Below are 17,159 nucleotides of genomic sequence, written 5' to 3'. Positions count from 1 at the left end.
GTGAACGGACCGTTCGCCCAACCCCCTTGGACGAACGATCCGTTCACCCCACCCCCGTCCGCACGATCTCCCGCAGCCACCGGTGCGGACGGGTTGGAGTGAACGGACCGTCTGACCAATCCCGTTGGACGGACGGTCCGTTCACTCCAGCCCGCAGCCGCGCGGGCGTCCTGCTCGGAGCCGGGCGGACGTCGAGCACGGGGGGCGGATGGGGTGAGCGGACCGTTTGACCAATCCCGTTGGACGAACGGTCCGTTCACTCCGATCCGGTGGCGGCCACGGCGTGGCTGCCGGGCGGAGGCTTGCGGTGGGGTGAACGGACCGTTCGTCCGATGCCGTTGGACGAACGGTCCGTTCACCCCGAAACGCGGGTCAGGCGAGGAGGGCTTCGATGCCGGTGATGCCGAAGTACAGGGCGAACACCGCGGCCAGCGCGATCAGCAGCGCACCGAGTTCGCGCGCCTTCCCCTGGCAGATCCGGATCGCGCAGTAGGCGATGAGCCCGGCGCCGATGCCGTTGGTGATCGAGTACGTGAACGGGATGACCGCGACGGTGAGGAACACCGGCAGCACGTAGCTCTGGTCCTGCCACGGGATGTGCCTGCACTGCGCCATCATCAGCCCGCCCACGAGCACCAGCGCCGGGGCCGCGGCCTGCGCGGGCACCACCGCGGCGAGCGGGGTGAACAGGGTGGTCGCGGCGAACAGGACGCCGGTGACGACGCTGGCGAGTCCGGTGCGCGCGCCTTCGCCGACACCGGCCGCGGATTCGAGGAACACGGTGTTCGGCGAGCTCCCGCTGAGCCCGCCCGCGACGGCCCCGATGCCGTCGACGACGAGGATGCGGCCCATGCCGGGCACGTCGGTGCCGTCGCCGTCGGGGGAGCTGAGCCCGGCTTCGCGGCTGACGCTGGTGATCGTGCCCATGGCGTCGAAGAACCCGGACAGGATGAGGGTGAACAGGAACGCGGCGCACGCCACGGCCCCGGCGGTGCCGAACCCGCCGAACAGGTCGACGTGCCCGATCAGGCTGAGGTCGGGTGCGGAGACGAGGCTGTCGGGCAGTTCCGGGGTGACCACGCCCCACTGCTCCGCGGGCAGCGGCCACAGCGCTTGCACGGCGAGCGACAGCGCGGTGCCGGTCGCGATGCTGATCAGGATCGCGCCGGGCACCTGCCGGGTGACCAGCACGATCATCAGGAGCACCGTGACGCAGAACAGCGCGACCGGCCATCCGGACAGGTGCCCGCCGGTGCCCAGCTGCACGGGCACGGTGGTGTCGGCCGCGTCGGGTTTGCGGGTGACGAAGCCGGCGCTGACGAGTCCGACGAGTGCGATGTAGAGCCCGATGCCCACGGTCAGCGCGACCTTCAGCGGTTCGGGGATGGCGCGGATGATGCGTTGCCGCACCCCGCTGGCGGCGAGCACCACGATCGCGAGCCCTTCGAGCACGACGAGCCCGAACGCCTGCGCCCAGGTCATGGCGGGGGCGATGGTGAACGCCACGACGGGGATCACGCCGAGCCCGGCGGCCATCGCCAGCGGGGCGTTGCCGACGACGCCCATCAGCACCGTCATCACTCCGGCGGACAGGGCGGTCGCGGTGGTGAGCTGGGTGGTGGTGAGCGTGGCGCCGGTGCTGTCGGCGGCGGCGCCGAGGATCAGGGGGTTGAGCAGCACGATGTAGGACATCGCGACGAACGTGGTGACACCGCCGCGGATCTCCCGGCTCAGCGTGGAGCCGCGGGCGGTGATGCGGAAGTAGCGGTCGAGAAGGTGCGGCCGGTCGAGTGCGGTGGGCTGCTTGCCGGACATGGGGCCTCCGGGCGCGCGAGGTCGCGGGCACTCGCGAGCAGCGAGTGCGCCGGGTGCGCGGGTGGGATTCAGGCAGGGGAGGTCGGCACCCGGTTCGGGCGCGGCGTTCGGGTCGGGATCAGAGTCGACGTGTCATCGGACCAACGAGCTTCGGCTCGGGTCAGCGGCGAGGCCGTTGAGCGGCGTCCCGGTACGCGACCGGTTCACCGGCGGTTCTCGGCGCCTCGACGCGAGGGCGAGAAGCCGGTCCCGCGGCGAGAAGTCCGGCACCGCCGAACAACTCGGTGGGGTTCAGTAGTCGACGCGGTCGGGCTTCGCGAGCCACCGGTCGAACGGCGCGGTGCGCTCGGTCAGTTCGACCTGCGCCACGGCGGTGGGCCAGGGCTGGTCGGGGTTGCGGAACAGGTCGTGGAACGCGCGGTCGTCGAACCCGCCGCGCGCGGCGTCCTCCCGGTCGGCGGCGTAGACGACGCGGTCCACCCGCGACCACAACGCGGCGCCGAGGCACATCGGGCACGGCTCGCAGGAGCTGACCAGCACGCAGCCGGTGAGGTCGAAGGTGCCGAGTCGTCCGCAGGCGCGGCGGATGGCCGTCACCTCGGCGTGCGCGGTGGGGTCGAGGTCGGGGGTGACGAGGTTGGTGCCGGTGGCGATGAGCCGGTCGTCGCGCAGCACCAGGGCGCCGAAGGGGCCGCCGCCGTCGTCGACGCTGCCGGTGGCCAGGTCGATCGCCTCCGCGACCCAGCGGGCCTCGGTCGCGGCGACGCCGGGGGAGTCGGTTTCGGTGGGCAAGTGGAATCTCCAGCCGTGTCGGGGAATCAGCGGGCATCGCCGGTTCCGGGATGTTCGAGAGCGGGCCGTCCGGACGGGATCGCCGTCCGGGCCGCCGGGCTCAGATGATGTGGTGCGGCGCGACCGGCACGTGGGTGAGCGGTTTGCCGGTGGCGGCGCGGATCGCGGCGACCACGGCGGGCGTGGTGGAGATCGTCGGCGGCTCGCCGACGCCGCGCACGCCGTAGGGCGCGTTCGGGTCGCCGCGCTCGATGATGTCGATCTCCATCGGCGGCATGTCGAGGATGGTGGGGATGAGGTAGTCGGTGAACGACGCGTTGCGCATCTCGCCCCCGGAGACCTGGATCTCCTCCATCACGGCGAGGCCGAGCCCTTGGGCGCTGCCGCCTTGGATCTGGCCGATGATGGCGTCCGGGTTCACGGCTTTGCCCACGTCTTGCACGCAGTCCAGCCGCACCACCTTGACCAGGCCGAGTTCGGTGTCGACGTCGACGATGGCGCGGTGCGCGGAGAACGCGTGCTGCACCTGGACCATGTCGCTGGCGCCGTTCTCGTCCATGGGGAACGTCTGCCGGTGGTGGTATTCCCTGGTCAGCTCGATGGGGCCGTCCCCGAGGATCTCGGTGAGGTCGGCGAGCACACCCGCGGTCGTGGACGTGATCTTGCCGCCGTGCAGCGTCAACGCGGCCGGTGCGACGCCGTGCAGTTCGGCTGCCCGGTGCAGCACCGCGTCCCGCACGGCGGCGCAGGCGGTCTGCACGGCTCCGCCGGTCACGTAGGTCTGCCGGGACGCGGAGCTGGATCCGGCGGCGCCGACGGAGGTGTCGTTGGGGTGGATGGTGACGCGTTCGACGCCCAGTTCGGTGCGGGCGATCTGCTGCTGCACCGTGACGAGGCCTTGCCCGACCTCGGCGGCGGCGGTGTGCACCTCCGCGATCGGTTCACCGCCGATGAGTTCGAGCCGCACCCGCGCCGTGGAGTAGTCGTCGGCGCCTTCGGAGTAGCAGATGTTCTTGATCGTCACGCCGTAGCCGACACCGCGCACCACGCCCTCGCCGTGCGTCGTGTTGGAGGCGCCGCCGGGTAGATCGCGGATGTCGCTGCTCTCGCGCCGCGGCGGCAGCGGAATCGCCTTGAGGCGTTGCAGCAGTTCGGCGACCGGGGCGGGGAAGTCCAGCCGCTGCCCGGTGGGGAGCTCGTCGCCCTGCGCCACGGCGTTGCGGATCCGCAGGTCCGCCGGGTCCACGCCGAGCGCGGCGGCGAGCTTGTCCATCTGCGACTCGTAGGCGAAGGTCGGCTGCACCGCCCCGAGCCCGCGCATCGCCCCGCACGGCGGGTTGTTCGTGTACAGGCCCCAGGATTCGAGGTCGACGTTCGGCACCTGGTACGGGCCGACGCCGAGAGTGGAGGCGTTGCCCACCACGACCGGGGTCTTCGACGCGTAGGCGCCGCCGTCGAAGTACTGCCGCGCCTTCACGTACACGAGGTCGCCGTCGCGGGTCGCGCCGTGCTCGTAGTACATCTTCGCCGGATGCCGGTGCACGTGGCCGTAGAAGGACTCCTCCCTGCCGTAGACCATCTTCACCGGTCTCCCGGTGCGCAGCGCCAGCAGGCACACGTGCACCTGGATGGACAGGTCCTCCCGGCCGCCGAACGCACCGCCGACCCCGGATAGCGTCAACCGCACCTTCTCCGGCGGCAGTCCCAGCGCCGCGGCGGTCTGCTTGCGGTCGGAGTGCAGGTCCTGGGTCGCCAGGTAGAGGTCGACACCGCCGTCCTCGGCGGGCATCGCGAGCCCCGATTCGGGCCCGAGGAACGCCTGGTCCTGCATCCCGACGGTGTACACGCCGGAGACCACGACGTCGGCCGCGGCCTCCGGGTCGCCCTTGCGGATCACCTGGTGGCGCACCACGTTGCCGTCCGGGTGCAGCTTCGGCAGCGTCTCGTCGTGCGCGGCGAGCTCGGCGTTGGTGATGGGGGAGAGCACCTCGTAGCCGACCTCGATGCGCTCCAGCGCCCGGCGGGCCGTTTCGGGGTGGTCGGCGGCGACCAGCGCGACCGCCTCACCCCGGTAGCGCACCACGTCCTCGGCCAGCACCGGCTGGTCCTGCGTCTTGAGGCCGTAGCGGTTGGCGCCGGGCACGTCGGCGGCGGTGAGCACCGCGTGCACGCCGGCCAGCCGCAGCGCCGGGCCCACGTCGAGCGACGTGATCCGCGCGTGCGGATGCGGGCTGCGCAGCGTCGCGCCCCACAGCATGTCCTCCGCCCACAGGTCGGAGGAGTAGGCGAATTCGCCGCGGACCTTCAACGTGCCGTCCGGGCGCAGCGGGGATTCCCCGATGCCGCCCGCGATGCCGGTGTCGAGGTCCTGCGGAGTGCGCGTCGGGCCGCTCATCGGGCCACCTCCCCGTGGAGTCGTTCGGATCGTGCGCGGATTCCGGCGCTCGCAGCGCGCAGGTCGCGCGCCAAGTCCACTTCGGACACCGAGCTCAGCAGGTCGTCCTGGACGACGCCGCGCCCGCCGCACAGCAGCAGCCGCAACGGCGGCAGCGGACCCAGCACGAGCGCGGCGATCGGGTCGTCGATCCCGGCGTGCGCGAGCCCGTCGAGCCGCCACACCGCGAGGTCGGCGAGCTTGCCGGGCCGCAGCGAGCCGATCTCGTCCTGTCTGCCCAGGCAGCGCGCGCCGCCGAGGGTGGCGGCGAACAACGCCTCCCGCACCGACAGCGCCTCCGGGCCGTGCCGGGCGCGGGCCGTGAGCAACGCCTGGCGCATCTCCTCGCCGAGCCCGCCCGCCTCGTTCGAGGCGGCGCCGTCCACCCCGAGCCCGACCGGCACGCCCGCGTCCAGCAGCGCGCGCACCGGCGCGACGCCCGCGCCGAGCCTGCCGTTGGAACTGGGGCAGTGCGCCGAACCGGTTCCCGTCTCGGCGAGCCGCGCGATGGCCGACTCCGCCAGGTGCACGGTGTGCGCGAGCCACACGTCCGGCCCCAGCCAGCCCAGGTCGTCGGCGTACTCCACCGGGGTGCGCCCGAACTCGGCGAGGCATTGCCGCTGCTCGTCGGCGGTCTCCGCGAGGTGGGTGTGCAGCCGCACCCCGCGCGCCCGCGCCAGCTCCGCGCTCTCCCTCATCAGCCGCTCGCTGACGCTGAACGGCGAACACGGGCCCACCGCGACCCGCACCGCCGAGCCCGGGGACGGATCGTGGAACCGGCTGATCGCCGCATCGGTTCCGGCCAGCGCCGTGTCGGGGTCCTCCACCAGGGAATCCGGCGGCAGCCCGCCGCGGGACCGGCCCCGGTCCATCGAGCCGCGCACCGCGTGCAGCCGCAGCCCGACGCTCCCGGCGGCCGAGACGACAGCGCCGAACACGTCGCCCCCGTCGCGGGGGAACACGTAGTGGTGGTCGGCGACCGTGGTCGCCCCGGACAACGCCAGCCGGGCCAGCCCGGCGGCGGCTGCCGCGTGCGTGCCGTCCTCGTCCAGCCCCGCCCACACCGGGTAGAGCCGCGTCAGCCAGTCGAACAGCGGCGAATCGGGCGCGTAGCCGCGCGTCGCCCACTGGTACAGGTGGTGGTGGGTGTTGACCAGGCCGGGAGTGATCAGGCAGCCGCTCACGTCGATCCGCTCACCGCGCGACGGGTCGGCCCGGCCGGGGGCGACCTCGACGATCCGGTCGCCTTCGACGACGACGTGGCCTTCGGCGTGCTCCGCGCCGTCGACGGTGGCGATCGCGGCACCGTCGAGCACGAACCGGGTGGGCTCAGTCATGACCGGACTTCCGCCGGGCGGCCAGCCGCACCGCGTCCATGATCTTCTCGTAGCCGGTGCAGCGGCACAGGTTGCCCGCCAGCGCCTCCCGGATCTCCACGTCCGAGGGCTCGGGCTGCTTGTCCAGCAGGTCCGTCGCCTGCACCAGCAGTCCCGGCGTGCAGAAACCGCACTGCACGGCGCCCGCGTCGAGGAACGCCTGCTGCACGTCGCTGAGCCGATCCCCGTCGGCGAGGCCCTCCACGGTGCCCACCTCGCGGCCCTCGGCCTGGCCCGCCGCGACCAGGCACGCGCACACCGCGACACCGTCCAAGGTGACCGTGCACGAACCGCATTCGCCCTGTTCGCAGGCGTTCTTCGAACCCGGCAGCCCGAGCCGCTCCCGCAGCACGTAGAGCAGGCTCTCGCCTTCCCACACGTTGTCGGCCTGCTGCGCCCGGCCGTTGACGGTGAAGTTCACGCGCATTGCCGCCTCCTGGTGCGGTGGTCGTCCCACACGCGGTGCACCGTGCGCCGGGCCAGCACGCCCAGCGCGTGCCGCCGGTAGTCGGCGGTGCCGCGCACGTCGTCGATGGGGTTCGCCGCTGCCGCGACGAGTTCGCCGAACCGGTTCGCGGCCAGCTCGGGCAGCGCGCGGGGGCGCTCCCACTGGTCGGTGCCGGTGAGCTCGGCGGTGAGGAAGTCCTCGGCGGCCGTCGCGCGGAACGGGGTGGGCGCCGCCGAACCCACACCGGTGCCGACCCGCCGCCGCTCCGGGTGCAACGCGATCGCGAACGTGCACACCGCGATCACCATCGCGTTGCGGGTGCCCACCTTCGCGAACTGCTGCGGCCCCGATGCCGGCGCGAGGTGCACCGCCGCGATCAACTCGTCGGCGGCGAGCGCGCTGCGCTTCACGCCGGTGAAGAACTCGGTGATCGGCAGCAGCCGGGTGCGGTGCACGGAGGCCACCTCGACCAGCGCGTCCGAGGCCAGCAGCGCCGGGTGCCCGTCCCCGGCCGGGGAGGCCGAACCGAGGTTGCCGCCGAGCGTGCCCCGGTTGCGGATCTGCGGTGAGCCCACCGTCCGGGCCGCCATCGCGAGACCCGGCAGCCGGTCGCCCAGCTCGTCGATCAGCCGCGTGTAGGGCAGGCCAGCGCCGATGCGCACCATCCCGTCGGCCTCGGACCAGCCCTGGTGCTCGGAGACGTTCGTGAGGTCCAGCAAGGCCTCCGGGCGGCGGTGCCCGAAGTTGACCTCCACGAGCACGTCGGTGCCGCCCGCGAGCACGGTCGCCTCCGGGCGGTCCGCTCTGATCTCCAGGGCCTCGCGCCACGAGGTCGGACGCAGGAAGTCCACGGCGCCTTCTCTCTGTCGGGGTTCGTCTCTCGACCGAGTCGCCGAGCGCCACATCACTCGCGGCCCCCGCCGGCGGGTCGTCGCTCCAGTACACAACCGGTGAACGGTCGTTGACCAGCGGTGGAAAACCCGAAATGCCGGACGGGTGACCCCACCCCGTTCGTACATTCCTACGAACCCCCACCCGAAGATCACTCCCGAGATCACCCCGCCATGAACGCACCCCGACCCGAGTGAACGGCCCGTCCGTCCAACCGCATCGGACGAACGGTCCGTTCACCCACCCCACGTCGACCACGGCACCGCCGCCACCACTCGGAGTGAACGGACCGTTCGCCCAACGACACCGGTCGAACGATCCGTTCACAACGACGCCAGGTGCTGGATGCGGGTGAACGGACCGTTCGTCCAGTGGGATTGGGCGAACGGTCCGTTCACTCTGGAAACCTCGCCGCGCGGGGTGGGCTTCTGGTTCTAGGTGAACGGACCGTTCGTCCAACGGGATTGGGCGAACGGTCCGTTCACTCGGAAACGTCCCGCCATCACGAGCGGCGCGGCGGGTGGTGCTGGATGCGGGTGAACGGACCGTTCGTCCAGTGGGATTGGGCGAACGGTCCGTTCACTCGCTCCGCCGCGCCGCGAGCGCCGCTGCCCGGGGCTCCCGGCGGGCGCCGTGGGGGTGCAGAGTGAGCGGCGTGCAGCTGAGCGAACTGGTCGCCGACCCGGGCTTGGGCCTGACGCTGCTCACCGGCCCGGCCGATCGAGAGGTGCGCGGCGCCTACATCACCGACCTGCTCGACCCGCGCCGCTACCTGCGCGGCGGCGAGCTGGTGCTCACCGGCCTGATGTGGCGCACCGGACCGGCGGATTCGGCGGAGTTCGTGGCCGCGCTCGCCGATGCGGGCGTGGCGGCGATCGCGGCGGGCACCGCGTGGCTCGGCAGCACCCCGCCCGATCTCGTCGAGGCCTGCCGCAGGCACGGGATGTCGCTGGTGGAGGTCCCGGTGGCCCTGAGCTTCGGCACCTTGTCGGAGCGGGTCATGGCCGCGCACCGGGCGGCGGGCCGGGAGTGGGTGTCGGCGCTCGCCGCGGGCGCGGACTTGGACGAGGTGCTGGAGCTGGCCGCGGCCGAGCTCGGCACCGGCTGCTGGGTGGTCTCGGGTGCTGGTGCGGTGCTGGCCGGGTCTTCCGGCGCGCCCGCGCACGAGGAGCTGGTGCGCGGCTTGCACGATTCGAACGCCACGTCCGGGGCGGTGCGCACGTCGCGGGGCCGGTGCCGGTTCCACGTGGTCGGTGACGGCACCGGTCCGCGCATCGCCCAGTGGTTCGTCGTGGTGCGCGAGTCGACGGTGCCGCCGGAGGCGCTCGCGGAGCTGGCCACCGTGGTCGCGCTGGTGCGCAGCCGCGTCGACCAGGCCCGCGCCATCGCCGGGCGCTCCGTGGAGTCGGCGCTGCGCAGGCTGCTCGACGGCACGTCCAGCGCGGTGGAGGTCGCCGCCCGCCTGGACACGGTCGGCCTCCCCGCGGGTGAACCGTTGCGCGTCGTGCAGCTGTCGGTGGTGCGCCCGGAGCAGGGTGCAACGGCCGGTTCGGCCTTGGCCGCCACCGTGCTGCGCGAGCTCGCGGCCACGACGGGGCTTCCGTCGGTGGCCGCGCCGCTGGGGGATGCGGCGGCGGCAGTGTTCGCCGACGACGAGGGACAGCTGTCGGCGCTGCCGGACCGGTTCCGCGAGTTCGCCGCGCTCGCCGCGGGCGCGGCCCGGTTGTGCGCCGGGATCAGCGACATCGGCACGGCGGAGAGCTTGCGCTCCGCTGTGGAGGAGGCGGGACACGCCCGGCGGCTCGCCGAGCACGATCCGCGGTCGGCGGTGGTGACCGCGGACGCGCTGGCTTCGCACCAGGTGCTGCTGGCGTCCGTTCCGGAGGAGCTGCGCCGGTCCTACCGGGACAAGTTGCTCGGCCCGCTCGTCGGCTACGACGAGGCGCACGCCACGGATCTGCTGCACACCTTGCGGGTGTTCCTGGAATGTTCCGGTTCGTGGTCGCGCTGCGCGGCGCGATTGCACCTGCACGTGAACACGTTGCGCTATCGGATCGGCCGGATCGAGCAGATCACCGGACGAGAACTGGGAAATCTCTCCGCGCGAGTGGATTTCCACCTCGCACTGCAACTCATCGACGACCGGCCGTCGTAACCGCGCCCTCTGGCCGTGGGAGTAGTCACACTCGACTTCGCAGCCCTGGTCGTTTCACCCGATCGGTTCGTAATCCACTGCGTTGACCGGTACCGTGCTTGGTCGGCACTCGGCCGCCCGCGCGGTGGCCCGACGGTGAACCCCACGCGAGGCCACGCAGAACACGGAGGTAACGGGATTGACCGATCAGTCCGCCACCACCGGTGTGACGGACCGCCCGAGCGACGGAAACGTCGCCGGAACCGCGGCACGTTCCGCTGAACGCGTCCAGGACTTCCTGGATCGCGCGGTACCCGGCACACCCTGCCTGGTGATGGACCTGACGGCGGTTCGCGAAAGGTACGCGCAACTGCGAGCCGCACTGCCGGACGCGCGCATCTGCTACGCGGTCAAGGCCAATCCCACGCCCGAGGTCGTCGCCGCGCTCGCGGAACTCGGTTCCTCGTTCGACGTGGCCAGTCCCGGCGAGATCGACCTCTGCCTGGAGCAGGGCGCCGAACCGGGCTCCATCTCCTACGGCAACACCATCAAGAAGCGCGCCGACATCGCCCGCGCCCACGAGCAGGGCGTGCGGCTGTTCGCCACCGACAGCGAAGCCGACCTCACCACGATCGCCGAAGCCGCCCCCGGCGCGCGGGTCTTCTGCCGCGTCCTGGTGGACAACAAGGGATCCCGCACCCCGTTCGGCCGGAAGTTCGGCTGTCCGCCGGAAACCGCGGTGCACCTGCTGGTCCGCGCCGCCGAACTCGGCCTCGACCCCTACGGCGTGTCGTTCCACATCGGATCGCAACAGCACGACGCCACCGCGTGGGAACACGGACTCCGCGCCGCGAACGAGGTGTTCCGCGGCGTCGCCGAGCACGGCGTCCGGCCGCGCATGGTGAACCTCGGCGGCGGACTCCCCGCGCACTACACCGACTCCGCGCCGCCGCTGGACGACTACGCCCGCCGCATCGAGCAGGCTCTCGACCGCGAATTCGGCGCCGAACGCCCGGAACTGCTCGTCGAACCGGGCCGCCGCCTCGTCGGCGACGCGGGCGTGCTGCGCAGCGAGGTCGTGCTCGCCACCCCCGAGACGGGCAGCGACCGGCGCTGGATCTACCTCGACGTGGGCCGCTACAACGGGCTCGCCGAAACCGAGGGCGAAGCGATCACCTACCGGCTGCGCACCTCCCGCGACGGCGACCCGACCGGCCCGGTCGTGCTCGCCGGGCCGACGTGCGACGGCGACGACGTGATCTACCAGCACACCCGCTACGAGCTGCCGCTGACGCTGCGGGCGGGCGACACCGTGGACCTGCTCAGCGCCGGCGCCTACACGGCCAGTTACGCCTCGGTCGGCTTCAACGGTTTCCCGCCGTTGCCGACCTACTGCATCGACGGGCACGAACGACCCTGACCGCTGCGGTGCGCCGGATCCTGCCGCAGCGGTCGGTGCCCCAGCCGGCGCGAACGAGAACGTTCTCAGCGAAATCTGCGAAATGTTGGGAGGTCGATAGATGTCGATTGATGCCGGAACCCTGCAACCCGTCGGTCTGTTCACCGGGCAGCACGTACTCGCCGAGCTCGACGGCGTGGACGCGGAGCTGCTCGACGACGAGCAGTTCCTGCGGGACACCTTGCACAGCGCGTTGAGCCGCTCGCAGGCCACGGTGTGCCAAGTGATCGCCGAACGGTTCGAGCCGCAAGGCGTCACCGTGCTGGCATTGCTGTCGGAATCCCACGCGTCGCTGCACACATACCCTGAAGTGGGATCGATTTTCATCGATGTGTTCACCTGCGGGAACACGGCGCAACCGGAACGCGCGGTCGAGCTGCTGGCCGAGGCGCTGCGGCCCGGGTCGGTGAACACCCGCACGATCCGCCGGGGACGGGACTACGACCCCGAACTGGTGTCGTGACCGGCCCGCCGGCTCGCGGGCCGCGGGCCGGCGGGGTCCCCTCCACAATGGACACTCAACGTTCTTCCGCCCATCCAGGGCGACGTTTCGAGGAGGAGCACCGTTGATCGAAATCGACGGGCAGAGCTGGGTCAGCGAGCCCCTGGGCGCCGACATGCGGCGGCTGTGGCGGGTCGACGAGGTGGTGTGGGAAGGCGACACCGCCTACCAGCACGTGCTCATCGGCCGCACTTCGCAGGGCGTCTCCCTGTTCTGCGACGACGACCGGCAGAGCACCGAGTTCTCCCAGCTGGTCTACCACGAGGCCATGCTGGTCCCCGGATTCCTGCTGGCCGCGAACCTGGACCGGGTGCTCATCATCGGCTCCAGCGAAGGCGTCGCCAGCCAGCTGGCGGTGGCCGCCGGGGCGACCCGAGTCGATCACGTGGACATCGACGAGGAATGCGTCCGGATCTGCGCCGAACACCTGCCCTACGGCTACACCAGCGCGGAGCTGCCCGAGCTGGAACGCGGCGACGGCCCGATCACCCTGCACTACGCCGACGGCATCGGCTTCCTCGACCAGGCCCCGCCGGAAGGCTACGACCTGGTCGTCGTGGACCTGCCCGACGAGCGCGCCGACGACGCCGACGGCCAGCACAACCGGCTCTACGGCCTGGAGTTCCTGCAACGCTGCCAGACGGTGCTCGCACCCGGCGGCGTGGTCGCGTTCCAAGCCGGTTGCCCCACGGTGTGGCGCAACGAGACGCTGATCCGCTCGTACAACCGGTTCCGGTCGGTGTTCGAGTCGGTCACCTACTTCGGCTCCGACGAGCACGAGTGGGCGTTCCTGTTCGGCCGCGCCGAGCCGGTCGACGACCCGACGAACCTCATGCTGGAGAACCTGCCCAACAGCGAGTACCAGACGCGCACCATCGACGACGCCAGCCTCATCGGCTGCACGGTGCCGCCGTTCTCGGTGCGCAACCAGGACTGAGCTGCGCAGCAGCGGGACGTGCGAAAGCCCGCCGGATCACGCGATCCGGCGGGCTTTCCGCTGTCCGGAGCTCAGAGGAACTGCAGGTACGGGTGCAGACCGGGAGCACCGTCGCGCTTGCCGAACCACTGGTCGAACGCGAGCCCCCGGTCCCGCAACCCCGTCTCCAGCTCGGACAGCAGCGGCTCCGCGGAGTTCTCGTCGAGCCGGATGTCGACCTCGTAGAGCTCCTCGTGGGAGGTGTCGGTGAACGCGGCGGCGGTGAACTTCGCGAAGATCGGCGTGCTCTCCGCCCACTCCAGCAGTCCAGCGGCCTCCAGCAGCACCTGCGCCTCGTGCATCATCAGCCGCAGCGCCAACGCCTCGGCGACGCACCGGGGCGGCGTCCACACCTGTTCCGAGAGCCGCGTCGCCACCGCCGCCGACGCCAGCAGGAACGCCCGGGCGAACGCCGAGTCGTAGCGGTCGTCGTAGCAGGGCGGCAGCTCCTCCAGCACGAGCAGCCCCTGCGCCTCGTCCACCGTGGCGTTGTTGATCGACAACGACAGCTCGTCGTAGAAGATCTCGTCGGTCACCACCCACACCGCGTGGATCAGCGCCCCCGCCGCCAGCCGTCCCGCGGATTCGCTCGCGCCGTCGGCGGCGAACGCGTCCGCGCCGAGCGCGCGCAGCCGCGGCGCGCACTCCAGCAGCGTCTCCCGCCAGTGCTTCGTCTCCAGCGCGGGTTCCACCGCGGAGGACTCCAGCGCCTCCTCCACGGCCGCTTCCAGCGCGCTGGAGTCGTCCGGGGTGCGCACGTCCGCCGCGGCCAGGCTCAGGTTGAACTCGTCCTCGGTGATGCGGACCTTCGAATCCGCCACCGACCAGCCGCTGAGCAGTTCGATCTCGCCGAGCAGTTCGTCGAGCACGGTCGCCGCCGCCCACTCCGCGGACACCAGGGACGGCGCGTCCAGCACGAGCACCACGGTGGCGCGGTCCGCACTCGGCGAGATCCGGTAGTCCAGTACGTCGATGTCGGCCTGGTCTGGGCCGGTGACTCCTTCCACGAGCGCGAGCCTGCGATCCAGCAGCGCCACCACGCCCTGCTGCTGCAGCTCGTCGAGCCCCTGCGCCGTCACCGGCGGTTCGAGTTCCGCCGTCACCACGTATTCCACCGCTGCTCGCCCTCTCCTTCCCTGGATGCACGGCATGTTACGTGCCGCCCGCCGCGGTGAGCCGCCTGTGTCTCCGCGGCTCATCGGGGATCATGGGCCGGGTGGCGACGACGGTGGCGGTGTTCGGCAGTTGCAATATGGATCTGGTGGCCTATACCGGAATCGCACCACGGCGCGGTGAAACCGTGCTGGGACGCGAATTCCGGACGGCACCGGGAGGAAAAGGGGCGAATCAGGCGGTCGCCGCGGCCCGTGCGGGTGCGCCCGCGCGGTTCATCGGCGCGGTCGGCGACGATGAACTGGGGGAGCGGCTCCGGGCGGCATTGAACGAATACGGTGTGAATACCGACGGGTTGCGCACGGTGACCGGAAACAGCGGCACCGCGCATATCGTGGTCGATGACGACGGCGGAAACGCGATCGTCGTGGTGCCGGGAGCCAATGCGAGCCTGGATTCGCTCGCCCCGGGGGACGCGGAACTCATCGCGGGTTGCGGAGCGCTGTTGTTGCAGCTGGAGATCCCGTTCACCGGTGTCGAATCGGCCGCGGTGGCCGCTCGGGAAGCGGGCGTTCCAGTGATTCTCACGCCGGCCCCGGCGGCGGAACTGCCGGAGGCGTTGCTGTCGAGCGTGGACCTGCTGGTGCCCAACGAACACGAGGCCGCGGTGCTCACGGGTTCCGCTGATGCACGCGAAGCGTTGCGGGAATTGCTGAACTCGGTGCCGGAGGTCGTCATCACGCTCGGTGCCGCCGGAGCGCTCTACGGGAATCGGGCGGGCGAGATCGTGGAGGTGCCCGCGCATCCGGTGCGGGCGGTGGACACGACCGCGGCGGGCGACACGTTCGTCGGAGTTCTCGCGGCCACGCGTGCGGCGGGCGGCGGGATCAGGCAGGCGCTGGAACGGGCCTCGGCCGCGTCGGCTCTGGCGGTGGGGCGCAACGGCGCCATGGCGGCGATGCCGACTGATCAGGAGATCAGCGAGTTCCGCGCCGCCGAACGGTGAGTGCTGCGGATGGCCGAACGGGAATGTCGCGAGGCGTCGACGCGATCAGACCGGAAAATGTCCGGTCTCGCACGGACGACGCCGCGCGACATCCCGATCGACTCACTTGGCCTTGTCGTAGGCGTCCACGATCTCCGAGGGAATGCGTCCCCGATCCGACACCTGCATGCCCTGCTCCCGAGCCCATTCCCGAATGGCCTGGTTGCGTTCGCGGTCGGCCGCCGTGGGCGCGGCCGCAGCCTTGCTGGCCTTGCCTGCGGCGCGCTTGCGGCCACCCGTCCGGCGTGCGCTGGAGACGTACGACGCCAGCGAGTCCCGCAGTTTGGCGGCGTTGTCGGAGGACAGGTCGATGGTGTAGTCGACCCCGTCGAGGCTGAACTCGACCGTCGACTCTGCTTCCGACCCGTCGACGTCGTCGACGAGCTGCACGGTGACCTTCTGCGCCACTGGAAAACCCTCGATTCCGGTTCGTTATTGCTGGCCTTCGTGCAAGAGCGTACGAAGAACGATCAGAACAATAAACCGTTGTTGCGAAAATGTGCCACCCTGGGTCTGGTGAGCACTGCTACCGGGGTCCGATCGATGTGGAGTCCGCCGTTGTGTGGCACATTACTTTCTCGATTTCGCTGTCGATCGGCTACGGTGGGTCGTGGGTGGTTCGCCCGGTGACCCGGCATCGTGGGTCGACGGTGCCCCCGCACGGCGGTTCTCAACCGCCGGTGGTGCTGTTCTATCGTTGACGCGAGACAACAGCGATGCCGCGTGCTACAACGTGGGTCAGGGTCGCAGGAGTCTCGCCTGCAAGGTGTCGCGGATCGAGACGGGGCACGTTCCCGAGACAGGTGATCATGGCCGAGCGGATTCAGGTCGAACTCGTCGACGACATAGACGGGTCGCCAGCCCAGCAGACCGTCACTTTTGCGCTGGACGGTGTGACCTACGAAATCGACTTGAGTGAACGGCACGCGCAGCGCCTGCGTGGGGTCTTCGCTCGTTACATCGAGCGTGCGCGCGCTCCGGAGCGGGAGCAGACGGCCACCGCCGCCAAGCGCCAGGAACGGGACGAACGAGATGCCCGGCAGGCGAACCGACAGCTGACCGAGCAGATTCGCGGTGCCGCGCAACGGAGCAAGGATCGGGTCAGCAAGCAGCAGGATCCGGAACCCGCGGCCGAATCGGCTCCCGAAGAGCCCGCGTCGCCCGTCGATCACCCCGTGCTCGAACCGACGATCTCCGACCAACGTTCCGAAACGCTGGAGGATCGGCAGGACTCCGCTGTTCCCTCGGTGTCGTTGCCGCAATTCTCGTCCGCCGTGGACTGATCCCGCAGCGGCGGTCCCGGCGGACCACTGGTCCCGGGACCGCGTGAGCGGAAGAGGTCGTCCCGTAGGAGACGCGGGGCGCGCCGGCCGCCGGGCGGTCCGGATGGGAAGGATGTCTCCGCCGAGCCGGAGCCGAACGCAAAAGAACCGCATCGTGGTCATCCGCGATGCGGTTCTTCATGTTCACGGGTCGGATCGATGTCGAGTCCGTACTTCGCGCCCGCTTACGCCTCCCCCGCGCGCGGAACGAGTCGGGACTTCAGTCCGCCGCGCGGTGCCTGCGTCCTTTCGCGCGGCCACCCGACTCGCCTTGTTGCGCGGCCACGGGTTCGGCTGCCGATGACTCCGCGGTCTCGGTCAGCGCCGCGGCGAACTCGGGTGGGGCGCTCAGTCCCCAGTTGTTCGCCTCCGGGTCGATCAGCTTCTGCTGCAACTCGGTGTAGATCGGTGTCGAGTCCACTGTTTACCCCCTGCCTCCTTGTCGGCGAGCAGGCTACCGGCGGCCGGGCCTCCGGGCCCGCGGAACGCTCGGTGATCACTCGAAGGAGGTCGTCCCCCGACCGCCGATCGGAGGGGCGCGCACAAGCCGCCATCTGAGTGACGGGTGGTGACCTGGGGTTTCCGCGTTAAAGGGGGGTGGTGTTCGGGGCCTTTCAGGGGCCCTGTAGATTTCTTTCTGCCAGCACGGAACGGGCCGAAAACGAATCGGGCCGGGTGCGGCGGGGTCGAACCGAGCTTCCGGGTAGTACTGGTAGGGCGGGTCGCTCGAATGCAAAACTCTAAATGTAGGTCGGTTTTTGACTGGTTGGGGTGCGGGTGACCGTGAGGTTGGCCCCCCTGGAGCGGTCGAAATTCGGTTCTGTTAGGGTTTGGATTGACAAACTCTAAAAG

General features: G+C 70.9%; 15 protein-coding genes. 6 read left to right on the top strand and 9 right to left on the bottom strand.

Annotated elements, in window-relative coordinates:
• Positions 1 to 372: 372 nt before the first annotated feature.
• The 6 genes from OOZ19_RS29560 to OOZ19_RS29535 form a co-directional block, all read right to left on the bottom strand.
• The gene (locus OOZ19_RS29560; RefSeq protein WP_266093461.1) at positions 373 to 1,815 is read right to left on the bottom strand and encodes an NCS2 family permease; all 1,443 of its coding nucleotides are present in this window, start codon (positions 1,813 to 1,815) and stop codon (positions 373 to 375) included.
• Positions 1,816 to 2,106: 291 nt separating this feature from the next.
• A complete protein-coding gene (locus OOZ19_RS29555; RefSeq protein WP_266093460.1) occupies positions 2,107 to 2,607 on the bottom strand; it encodes a nucleoside deaminase in 501 nt (166 codons plus the stop codon).
• A 100-nt stretch (positions 2,608 to 2,707) separates the two neighbouring features.
• Positions 2,708 to 5,002, bottom strand: coding sequence for a xanthine dehydrogenase subunit D (gene pucD, locus OOZ19_RS29550; protein WP_266093459.1), 2,295 nt, complete (start codon positions 5,000 to 5,002; stop codon positions 2,708 to 2,710).
• Positions 4,999 to 6,378, bottom strand: coding sequence for an 8-oxoguanine deaminase (locus tag OOZ19_RS29545; protein ID WP_266093458.1), 1,380 nt, complete (start codon positions 6,376 to 6,378; stop codon positions 4,999 to 5,001). The genes pucD and OOZ19_RS29545 overlap by 4 nt, the downstream gene beginning before the upstream one ends.
• Positions 6,371 to 6,844 (bottom strand): (2Fe-2S)-binding protein, encoded by a 474-nt coding sequence (locus tag OOZ19_RS29540; RefSeq protein ID WP_266093457.1) that lies wholly within the window; start codon positions 6,842 to 6,844, stop codon positions 6,371 to 6,373. The genes OOZ19_RS29545 and OOZ19_RS29540 overlap by 8 nt, the downstream gene beginning before the upstream one ends.
• Entirely contained in the window at positions 6,835 to 7,716 is an 882-nt protein-coding gene (locus tag OOZ19_RS29535) for an FAD binding domain-containing protein (RefSeq protein WP_266093456.1), read from the bottom strand. Before OOZ19_RS29535 ends, OOZ19_RS29540 begins: the two co-directional genes overlap by 10 nt.
• A 686-nt stretch (positions 7,717 to 8,402) precedes the next feature.
• Between OOZ19_RS29535 and OOZ19_RS29530 the strand changes: the two genes are divergently transcribed.
• From OOZ19_RS29530 to OOZ19_RS29515, 4 genes are all read left to right on the top strand, one after another.
• Positions 8,403 to 9,911 (top strand): helix-turn-helix domain-containing protein, encoded by a 1,509-nt coding sequence (locus OOZ19_RS29530; protein ID WP_266093455.1) that lies wholly within the window; start codon positions 8,403 to 8,405, stop codon positions 9,909 to 9,911.
• 178 nt (positions 9,912 to 10,089) lie between these two features.
• Positions 10,090 to 11,310 carry a type III PLP-dependent enzyme gene (locus OOZ19_RS29525; protein ID WP_323055195.1) on the top strand — a complete coding sequence of 407 codons (1,221 nt, stop codon included), beginning with the start codon at positions 10,090 to 10,092 and terminating at the stop codon, positions 11,308 to 11,310.
• 100 nt (positions 11,311 to 11,410) lie between these two features.
• The gene (speD, locus tag OOZ19_RS29520) at positions 11,411 to 11,812 is read left to right on the top strand and encodes an adenosylmethionine decarboxylase (RefSeq protein ID WP_243789641.1); all 402 of its coding nucleotides are present in this window, start codon (positions 11,411 to 11,413) and stop codon (positions 11,810 to 11,812) included.
• Positions 11,813 to 11,915: 103 nt separating this feature from the next.
• Positions 11,916 to 12,788 carry a spermidine synthase gene (locus OOZ19_RS29515; RefSeq protein ID WP_266093454.1) on the top strand — a complete coding sequence of 291 codons (873 nt, stop codon included), beginning with the start codon at positions 11,916 to 11,918 and terminating at the stop codon, positions 12,786 to 12,788.
• Positions 12,789 to 12,859: 71 nt separating this feature from the next.
• Here the strand turns inward: OOZ19_RS29515 and OOZ19_RS29510 are convergent, their stop codons facing one another.
• On the bottom strand, positions 12,860 to 13,942 hold the full coding sequence (locus OOZ19_RS29510) for a hypothetical protein (RefSeq protein WP_266093453.1): 1,083 nt from the start codon (positions 13,940 to 13,942) through the stop codon (positions 12,860 to 12,862).
• A gap of 101 nt (positions 13,943 to 14,043) precedes the next feature.
• Here OOZ19_RS29510 and OOZ19_RS29505 point away from each other — a divergent pair, with 101 nt between their 5' ends.
• Positions 14,044 to 14,946, top strand: coding sequence for a ribokinase (locus OOZ19_RS29505; protein ID WP_416309525.1), 903 nt, complete (start codon positions 14,044 to 14,046; stop codon positions 14,944 to 14,946).
• A gap of 102 nt (positions 14,947 to 15,048) precedes the next feature.
• Here the strand turns inward: OOZ19_RS29505 and OOZ19_RS29500 are convergent, their stop codons facing one another.
• Positions 15,049 to 15,393 (bottom strand): histone-like nucleoid-structuring protein Lsr2, encoded by a 345-nt coding sequence (locus OOZ19_RS29500; protein ID WP_184477366.1) that lies wholly within the window; start codon positions 15,391 to 15,393, stop codon positions 15,049 to 15,051.
• Positions 15,394 to 15,794: 401 nt separating this feature from the next.
• On the opposite strand from OOZ19_RS29500, the gene OOZ19_RS29495 reads away from it, so the two are divergent.
• A complete protein-coding gene (locus OOZ19_RS29495) occupies positions 15,795 to 16,268 on the top strand; it encodes a histone-like nucleoid-structuring protein Lsr2 (protein WP_266093451.1) in 474 nt (157 codons plus the stop codon).
• A gap of 259 nt (positions 16,269 to 16,527) precedes the next feature.
• On the opposite strand, the gene OOZ19_RS29490 is transcribed toward OOZ19_RS29495, so the two are convergent.
• Positions 16,528 to 16,728, bottom strand: coding sequence for a hypothetical protein (locus OOZ19_RS29490; RefSeq protein WP_266093450.1), 201 nt, complete (start codon positions 16,726 to 16,728; stop codon positions 16,528 to 16,530).
• Positions 16,729 to 17,159: the final 431 nt, after the last annotated feature.

The organism is Saccharopolyspora sp. NFXS83 (assembly GCF_026241095.1).
Taxonomy (GTDB): Bacteria; Actinomycetota; Actinomycetes; order Mycobacteriales; family Pseudonocardiaceae; genus Saccharopolyspora_C.
Note: the sequence above shows the minus strand (reverse complement) of the source record. Positions and strands in the feature narration are given on the sequence as shown.